The sequence below is a fragment of the Rhodococcus sp. CX genome, assembly GCF_015865005.1.
In the GTDB taxonomy this organism is placed as follows: Bacteria; Actinomycetota; Actinomycetes; order Mycobacteriales; family Mycobacteriaceae; genus Rhodococcus.
Window position 1 is genome coordinate 32,947 of sequence record NZ_JADZGH010000277.1, and the last position, 8,105, is coordinate 41,051.

The following is an 8,105-nucleotide window of genomic DNA, read 5'->3' on the forward strand; positions in this document are numbered from 1 at the left end:
ACGCGTCGAGTCCCTGCTCCTCGATGACCCGGGCATTCTGCCGGTAACTCTCTGCCTTGGCCGCGCGCGTTTCCCATGCGGTCGCCGGCACCATCAGGGTGAGGCCACTGAACCGCCCCGGATCCCGGACCGCCGCGTGCAGCAGTGTTCCGGTGCCCATCGACGGGCCGACGCCGTGGACCTGCTCGCCGGGGAACCAGTGGTCGAGCAGTCGCAGCAGGTCGTCGGCGAGGACCTCCCAGCGGTAGTCCTCCGGCACCGCGCGGCCGGTCGAACGGCCGTGCCCGCGCGCGTCGTACCTGAGGAGTCGGGTCCCGCTCAGTCCACGCCCGAGATCGAGATCCATCAGGCGGTCGCGATGGCGGCTGGAGGTGAGGCCGTGGAGTTGCACAACCGGGTGGCCACCCTCGTCGCTCAGCTCCACGTCCAGTTCGGCTCCCGGAACACTGAAGGTCGGCACGGCGGCTCCTTGGTCGGTCGTCGCTGAGGAAGGCGCCTAGGATACCGCCATGCGGCTCACGAACGTCGCGCACCTGCGCCTTCCCTTCGGTCGGCTGCTCGGCTACGACGTGACAGCCGGACAGCCGGGCCGACCCCTGCCCGTCTCCTTCGACCAGGGACGCCACGTCGGTGCGGGCGACCGTGCCGGATCCTGGATGGCCTTGTCCTTCAGGCTCTCCGAGCCGGTGTCACCCGACGATCTCGCGACCGCGTGGCTGGCGGTGATCGCGCGGCACGGCACGTTGCGGTCGGTCTTCGTGCCCGGAGACGACGGTGAGCCGAAGTTGTACGAGGTCGAAATCACACCCGGCCGGTGGGTCGAGCACTCGATCGCGCCCGGCCAGGCGGTCAACGATGCCCTGCGGGACGTGCTCGACCGCGCGTGCTCGCCGTACACCCGTCCGTCGCACCGGCTGTGCATGCTCGAGACAGCGGACGGACCGACGGTGGTGATCGCCGCCGACCACTCGCACGTCGACATGTGGTCGATGCTGGTGCTCGCCCGCGACCTGCTCGCCGCACTCGCAGCGGTCCACGAGGGCCGTGAACCGGCATTGCCGACGGCACCGGCGTTCGCCGAGCACACCAGCGCGCTTCGCGACCGCCCGACCGCACCCGACGACGTACGCCGCCGCTGGGCCGAGGTCCTCGCGGCCAGTGGCGACGTGATGCCGCGGTTCCCGCTGCCGCTGGGCGAGGAGACGCTGCATCGCGAACGCGTGGAGGTGCGCGACGTGCTCGACGTCGACGACAGCGCTGCCTTCGGGGCGCAGGCCAAAGACGACGGCGTCTCGACCCTCGCCCTGGTGGTGGCGGCGATGACCGACGTGACCCTCGAGCTGGCCGGCTCTCCGTTGCGGGCGGTGTTCCCGGTGCACAGCCGGTACGACGCCACGTGGCACGACTCCGTCGGCTGGTTCATCACCAATTCGGTGCTGGAATCGGCCGTCCCCGAGCCCCGCGCCGCCGCGGAGGCGGTCAAGGAAGCGGTGGGGATGGGGTCTTGGCCCCTCGAGGACGTGCTGCGTCCGTGGGGTGGGATGCCCGAGGCGCCGGGGATGTTCGCGATCTCGTGGCTGGATCTGCGCCGGTTACCGGTCCGGGTCGACGCGACCGGGCTGGAGGCGCAGTACGTCGGCGCGACGATCCGCACCGACGGCGTGATGCTGTGGTTCATCCTCGACGAGTCCGGCTTGCACCTGCGCTGCCGCTACCCCGACACCTCCGAGGCCCGGCTGAATGTCGGCAATTGGCTGGACACGCTCATCGCCCGCTTGCGGTCACGAGCGCGGGAATCGGTCGGGGGACGGCTGAGTGTCGGCGACCGGACGTACCGGGTGACGCGCGCCGCCCGCGTGGACGTGCCGGCGCTGGTCGCGCTCCTGTCCGGCGACACCGGCCGTGAAGGCGCCGAGATCGCGCGGTACGAGGAGGCGTACGACGCGGTGACCCGGGACTCCGCGCACTACCTGGCCGCGGTGCGCGACGAGGACGATCGGATCGTCGGCACCATGCAGCTCTCCATCGTTCCGGGGCTTTCCCGCGGCGGTGTCACGCGGATGCAGATCGAAGGGGTCAGAGTGGCGCCGTCCGAACGTTCCCGGGGTGTCGGCACCGCGATGCTCGAGTGGGCGCACGGGCACGGCCGACAGCGTGGGGCGTCGCTCGCTCAGGTCACCGCGGACCGGGTCTGCGAGCGGGTCTGTACGTTCTTCGCGCGGCTCGGTTACGACAGCACTCACGTCGGGCTGACGCGGGAACTGTAGACGTCCGGACCGCGGCGGTACGGCCCCGAGTGAGCGCCGAGTGGCACTCTCGAATCATGTCCACGTCTGCCGCGCCCCCGTCGGTCCTGCTCGTCGAGGACGACGCGCGCCTCGCGGATCTGCTCGTCGAACTGCTCACGGACGAGGGCTACCGCGTCGATGTCGCCGGTGACGCCCAGGCCGGTCTGCAGCTGGGCTTGACCGGCCGGCACGACGTCGTCGTCCTCGACCGGGGCCTGCCGGGACGCGACGGTATCGAGGTGCTGCGTGCGCTGCGGCGGCGCGGGGTGGGCACACCGGTGCTCGTTCTGACCGCCCGGGGCACACTCGGGGATCGCGTCGAGGGACTCGACGCCGGTGCCGAGGACTACCTCGTCAAGCCGTTCGAGATCCCCGAGCTGCTCGCCCGGCTCCGGGCTCTGCGGCGTCGCCGGTTCGACGGGGCCGAACAGTTGCCGGTGGCAGGTCGTCGACTGGATCTCGCGAGCCGGACGGTGATCGGGGACGACGGGGTGGTCGAGCTATCGGCGAGCGAATGTGCGCTGCTGGCAGTGCTCGCCGCGGCTCCCGGTCAGGTCTTCACGCGAGGGCAACTCCTCGACGCCGCGTTCGGTGCCGCCGGTGCGCTGGGGACCGTCGACACCTACGTCCACTACCTGCGTCGCAAGCTCGGACCCGATGTCGTGCGAACCGTGCGCGGCGTCGGATACCGGCTCGGCTCCCGATGAGAACACGACGGCGCGGTCGCCCTCCGACCCTCGCGACGCGACCGGCCGCGGTGATCGGGGACGAGCACCTGCTGCGCCGCGCGGGTCGGCTCGCAGCGCTGCAGTCCGCGATCGCCCTCGCTCTCGTTCTGCTGGTTGTCGGCGTCGCCGTGTTCCTCGTCGACAGCCGCGTGCAATCGCGTCAGATCGACACTCAGCTGCGGTCGATCGTCGCGACCGCCGAGGACGTCGACGATCCTCCGCCCGGCACGGTGATCGTGCTCCGGGACCACGACGGAGCCACCGAGGCCGGCCCCGGCGCCCCGCCGCGGGCCCTGGAGTTGGTGGATGCCCCGAACGGTTTCGTCGAGTTCCGTGACGGCGACCGGCACTTCCGGGTGCTTGTCGCCGACAACTCGTACGGACGCGCCGTCGTCCTTCTCGACCTGGAACCGTTCGAGGCCGGGCGGGATCGACTGCTGACGGCGCTGGCCCTCGCCGAGTTCGCCGGCATCGCGGCCTCGACGCTGGTCGTCTTCCTGCTGACCCGAAGGTCCATCCGGCCGCTCTCGCAGGCGCTTTCGCTGCAGCGTCGATTCGTCGCCGACGCCTCCCATGAGCTGCGGGCGCCGCTCACCGTCCTGCACACCCGGGCGCAGCTGCTGGCGCGCCGGGCCGGCCGCCTCGAGCCGTCCGAGGTGTCCCGGCAGCTCGAGGGGCTGGTGGACGATACCCGAGCACTCTCCGAGCTCGTGGAGGATCTCCTGCTCTCGGCGTCGTTGGAGTCCGGCCCGGACGCCCGCGAACCGGTCGACACGGCGGACATGTGCGAAGAGATCCGCGACAGCGTCTCGGCGCACGCGCAATCCCTCGGTGTCACTGTCGACTTGGAACGAGACACCGCGACGGCAGTGGTGTCGGGATCCCGTCCGGCCCTGCGGCGTGCGGTGCACGGACTCGTCGACAATGCCGTCACTCACGTCCGGCCGGGCGGACGTGTCACCATCCGCGTCGCTGCCGATGCCGAGTATGCCCGAATTACGGTGACAGACACCGGCATCGGCATCCCTCCTCAGCAGATGCAGCGGCTGTTCACGCGGTTCGCGCACGGACCGGACCGGCCCGGGGGGCCGCGCCGATACGGTATCGGCCTCGCCCTCGTCCGAGAGGTGGCGGAGGCTCACGGCGGCCGGGTCCTGGTCGAATCGCGAGAAGGTCACGGAGCCAGCTTCACGCTCGAACTACCTGTCGATTCCCAGAAAGCTCCAAGAATTCGCCCCTAGTCTGGCGCCCGATCGCACACATCTCGACGAAGGCGAGTAAGCATGGGCCCCACAACGTTCAACGGAATGCCGATCCACCCGCTGCTGGTGCATTTCGTGGTGGTGCTGGTTCCGTTGTCGGCGCTGCTCCTGCTGTTGTCGGTATGCTGGCCGGCCGCCCGGCGCAGGCTCGGGGTCATCACGCCGACAGTTGCGTTCGTGTCCCTCGTCCTTGTCCCGCTGACAACTCAGGCGGGCGAGTGGCTCGAGCACCGGACGCCGCGCGATCCGCTGGTGGAGACCCACGCCGAGCTGGGCGACCAGCTCGTCTACTGGTCGGCCGGGCTGTTCCTGGTCTCGTTCGCGTGGTGGGCGATCCACCAGTCCCGGGTCCGCGCGTGGTGGGCGAAGCGCGCGGGTTCCGCACCGACACAGGTGTCCCGGGTGCTTGCGATCGGGTTCGCCGTCGTCGGGATCGTTCTCGCGGTTGGATCCGTCGTCCAGGTCTATCGGGTCGGTGACAGCGGCGCTGCCGCGGTCTGGAACAACCCGGAGGATGCCTCGGCGACGCAGGATCGGTGACCGCGGCGGTTCCACCCCCGTGACGCCGCTGGGCACCGGTTCCCGTTGTGGTCGGCTGCATGTTCGGTCCGGCCCATCTCGGGCGGGTCTTCGCGAAATCGACGCGGAACAGATTGTCGTGGACGGGGAGCATGGAAGTGGACGAACGGTCCCGCGGCGCCCCGAAGGAGCGTCGCCGAGCGGGAGGAGTGGATCTCGATGATGTTCTGGTACGGCGACGGCATGAGCGGCTGGGGCTATGTCCTCATGACCGTCGCGATGGTGCTGTTCTGGGCGCTCGTGATCGCGGGGATCGTCCTGTTGGTGCGAGCATTGAGTCCGGGTCCGCAAGTGGGACCGCCTCCGGTCCCGCCGCCTGTTCCGGAACCGACCCCGGAGAGCATCCTGGCAACACGCTTCGCGCACGGGGAGATCGACGAGGACGAGTTTCGGCGTTGTCTCGAGGTTCTGCACTCGCACCGGCCGGGGCACCCGTCCACGTGACAACCGCCGAGCAGTGTTCAGGGCGTCGACGAGCCGGTCGTTGTGCACGTGCCGGGCGCAGACCACACGCGTCTTGCCGGACGCTCGGGTGATCGGGCTGGTCCCGGCGTAGTTCTTCCGTGCCTTCGCACCGACGTAACGACCGGGGGCGTCCCCGAACTCGGTGAGCACCCGGGCACCGAGAACGACCCCGAGACCGGGCTGGCCGAGCAGGATCTCAGCGTCCGGGTGCCGGCCGAAATGAGTGGCCGCGCACTTCTCGAGGTTCGCGATCTCGCTGTTCAACGTGGCCGAGGTGGCGTACACCTCTCGCACGTGTTGCACGCGTGTTCGCTCGCGGTGCGCCGGATGAAGAACGGTGGCCGCGGCGGCAGCATCGTCAACCTCTCGACCATCGAAGCGCACCGGGCCGCATCGGGTTTCGCCGTCTACTCCGCTACGAAGGCCGCCGTCGAGCAGTTCGCCCGAACACTCGCGGTCGAGGTGGCGCCGGACCGCATCCGCGTGAACAACGTTGCGCCCGACTTCGTTCCGACACCGAACCTCGAGCGGCTCGCGGCGGGGGAGCACGCCCTGGCCGATCCGCGCAGTGCGGCGATCGCGATTCCGATGGGGCGCGTCGGACATGTCCACGACATCTCCAACTGCGTCGTGTTCCTCGCGTCGGGACTGTCGTCGTTCATCACCGGCACGACGCTGCATCCGGACGGCGGAACCCTCGCGTCGTCCGGATGGTTCAACTGGCCCGGGCACGGCTGGGCGAACTATGCGCCCGCCGATGTCCTGGAACGGACCCTGGAAGGGGACAGTTAGGGCCGCATCCCGGCCAGCATGATCGACACCAGGCGGGGGACGAGGTCGGGTGCGACGGCGCGGATGGCCGCGGGCTGGGGGCGGGTGATCATGCCGATCCCGAGAACGAGTTCGAGCGCACCCAGATCCGCGCGGACCGCGCCCGCGGACCGGGCGGCGGCGAGCACGTCCTCGACCCCGGCGAGCGTGATTTGCTGCGCCCGGCGCACCGACTCCGGCAGTTCGTGCGCGACGTACTCCGTCAGAGCGCCCGACAACGCCCCGAGATCCAGTTCGACGAGTCGCTGCACGTAGTTCGTCCAGGCGGTGTCGGGCGCCGCATCGAACGCGTCGAGGGCATCGGCCGCCGCTGCTTGCATGTCGCCGAGGATCGCCAGCGCCACCTCGTGGGCAAGCGCGCTGCGTGATTCGAAGTTCCGGTACAGGGTGGCGATGCCGACGCCTGCGGCCTCGGCGATGGTCTCCAACGCGACGTCGCTGCCGTGGGCGGCGAACAACCGTCGTGCCTCCCGGACGATTGCCTGACGACGCTTCGCGGCATCGGAACGCATCTGTAACTCCTCGGGCGCTCGGTCCTGACGGGCGTTCTTGACATCCCATTCTAAACGGAGGATTATTCTCCACATAAGTGGAGGATCTTCATCCGGTTCAACACCGGGGCAGAAGGACGAGGGAATGACACAGATCGACACGGAGTCCCCGGCGGCAGCCGAGGAGGGCGCTTCCGGACGCACCCGAAACCCCGCCGCCATGCTGCTCGCCATGTGTGCCGGCCTCGGCGTGATCCTGGTTCTGCTCCTGATGGTCTTCATCCTGCCGTCGCTCGAGAGCGGCGCCCACGATCTGCAGGTGGGGGTGGTGGGAACCGATACCGCCCAATTCGAGCAGGCCCTCGGCGCGGCCGCCCCGGATGCATACGAGCCGCAGCGTTTCGAGTCGGACGAGGCTCTGCGCGACGCGATCCGCAATCGCGAGGTCGTCGGCGGGTTCGTCGTCGACGGCGGCAACGTCCACGCTCTGGTCGCCAGTGCCGGTTCGTCCGCCATCTCCGGATCGCTCACCGGCACCGCGCAGACCGTGGCCCGCGCGACCGGATCCGCAGTGACGGTCGAGGACGTCGTTCCGCTGCCCGCGTCCGATCCCACCGGCATCGGCATCGGCGGACTCGCGTTCCCGCTCGTCTTCGGCGGCATCGTCCCGGTCGTCGCGTTCCGGAAGATCTTCCCGCGTAGCAATGCGTGGTACCTCGCGGGCCTGATCGGCTTCGCCGCGCTCGGCGGTATCGCAGTTTCCGCCGTGCTCACCCACTGGTTCGGCAGCATCGAATCGAGCATGTGGCCGGTCGCGGCGGCCCTCACGCTGGGTATCGCAGGGCTCGCCCTTCCGCTGGCGGGTCTTCAGAAGGCGTTCGGTGCCAAGGGATTCACGCTCGGCGCCATGACGATGATGTTCCTCGGCAACCCCCTGGCCGGCATCGCCACCACCTCGGCGTGGCTGCCCAGCGGGCTCGGCACGTTCGGCCAGATCCTGCCGCCGGGTGCAGCCGGAACCCTGGTCCGCTCGGCCGCCTACTTCGACTGGGCCGGCGGGGCAACGGCCGCATTGACTCTCGTGACGTGGGTCGTCGTGGGCCTGGCGCTCTACGCCGTGGGCGCGCGTCGCGCACCCGCCGAGGCGCAGGCCTGACACCTGCCCGACCCGGATTCGGCCGGACGCCTCACGGGCGTCCGGCCGAATCCGTTCAGGTTGCGTTCGTCCGTTCGGGCGCTCGCCAGACGTCGCCGACGCCACGAGGTCCCACTCCTCGGTCGAGAGCGACGAGCAGAACCGCGCAGCCGAGACCCGACAGGGCGGCACCCGTGCCGAACAGAGCGGGATAACCGAGCAGTTCACCGACCGCGCCCGCCGTGAAACCGGCGATGCCCTGGACGACCACGATCGCGCACGCCATCAGCGTGTAGTCGCTGCCCGCGTGGTCGCGATCGGCGGCG

9 protein-coding genes and 2 pseudogenes are annotated in these 8,105 nt (G+C 69.9%); 7 read left to right on the plus strand and 4 right to left on the minus strand.

Annotated features, from left to right (window positions below; all coding sequences use genetic code 11):
- Positions 1-460 (minus strand): alpha/beta hydrolase (locus tag I0Q12_RS34555; protein ID WP_307846679.1); only part of this gene is annotated, 460 nt, incomplete at its 3' end.
- 49 nt (positions 461-509) lie between these two features.
- Between I0Q12_RS34555 and I0Q12_RS31410 the strand changes: the two genes are divergently transcribed.
- The 5 genes from I0Q12_RS31410 to I0Q12_RS31430 all read left to right on the plus strand — a co-directional run bounded on the left by I0Q12_RS31410 (position 510) and on the right by I0Q12_RS31430 (position 5,301).
- A complete protein-coding gene (locus I0Q12_RS31410; RefSeq protein WP_197257950.1) occupies positions 510-2,267 on the plus strand; it encodes a GNAT family N-acetyltransferase in 1,758 nt (585 codons plus the stop codon).
- 56 nt (positions 2,268-2,323) lie between these two features.
- On the plus strand, positions 2,324-2,995 hold the full coding sequence (locus tag I0Q12_RS31415; RefSeq protein WP_197257952.1) for a response regulator transcription factor: 672 nt from the start codon (positions 2,324-2,326) through the stop codon (positions 2,993-2,995).
- Positions 2,992-4,257 carry a sensor histidine kinase KdpD gene (locus tag I0Q12_RS31420; protein WP_197257954.1) on the plus strand — a complete coding sequence of 422 codons (1,266 nt, stop codon included), beginning with the start codon at positions 2,992-2,994 and terminating at the stop codon, positions 4,255-4,257. Before I0Q12_RS31415 ends, I0Q12_RS31420 begins: the two co-directional genes overlap by 4 nt.
- Before the next feature lie 42 nt (positions 4,258-4,299).
- Positions 4,300-4,818, plus strand: coding sequence for a DUF2231 domain-containing protein (locus I0Q12_RS31425; protein ID WP_197257956.1), 519 nt, complete (start codon positions 4,300-4,302; stop codon positions 4,816-4,818).
- A gap of 198 nt (positions 4,819-5,016) precedes the next feature.
- Positions 5,017-5,301, plus strand: coding sequence for an SHOCT domain-containing protein (locus I0Q12_RS31430; protein WP_197257958.1), 285 nt, complete (start codon positions 5,017-5,019; stop codon positions 5,299-5,301).
- A gap of 15 nt (positions 5,302-5,316) precedes the next feature.
- On the opposite strand, the pseudogene I0Q12_RS31435 reads toward I0Q12_RS31430, so the two are convergent.
- A pseudogene (locus I0Q12_RS31435) lies at positions 5,317-5,592 on the minus strand (transposase); the annotation flags it as partial.
- On the opposite strand from I0Q12_RS31435, the gene I0Q12_RS31440 reads away from it, so the two are divergent.
- Positions 5,542-6,114: an SDR family NAD(P)-dependent oxidoreductase gene (locus I0Q12_RS31440; RefSeq protein ID WP_269437732.1), complete on the plus strand. Its 573-nt coding sequence runs from the start codon at positions 5,542-5,544 to the stop codon at positions 6,112-6,114. The pseudogene I0Q12_RS31435 and the gene I0Q12_RS31440 sit on opposite strands and share 51 nt — an antisense overlap.
- On the opposite strand, the gene I0Q12_RS31445 is transcribed toward I0Q12_RS31440, so the two are convergent.
- Positions 6,111-6,665 carry a TetR/AcrR family transcriptional regulator gene (locus I0Q12_RS31445; protein ID WP_197257960.1) on the minus strand — a complete coding sequence of 185 codons (555 nt, stop codon included), beginning with the start codon at positions 6,663-6,665 and terminating at the stop codon, positions 6,111-6,113. The two genes, I0Q12_RS31440 and I0Q12_RS31445, sit on opposite strands and share 4 nt — an antisense overlap.
- A gap of 124 nt (positions 6,666-6,789) precedes the next feature.
- On the opposite strand from I0Q12_RS31445, the gene I0Q12_RS31450 reads away from it, so the two are divergent.
- A complete protein-coding gene (locus tag I0Q12_RS31450) occupies positions 6,790-7,800 on the plus strand; it encodes an ABC transporter permease (protein WP_197257962.1) in 1,011 nt (336 codons plus the stop codon).
- Between the two features lie 55 nt (positions 7,801-7,855).
- Here I0Q12_RS31450 and I0Q12_RS34560 read toward each other — a convergent pair.
- Positions 7,856-8,105 (minus strand): annotated as a pseudogene (locus I0Q12_RS34560) (MFS transporter); the annotation flags it as partial.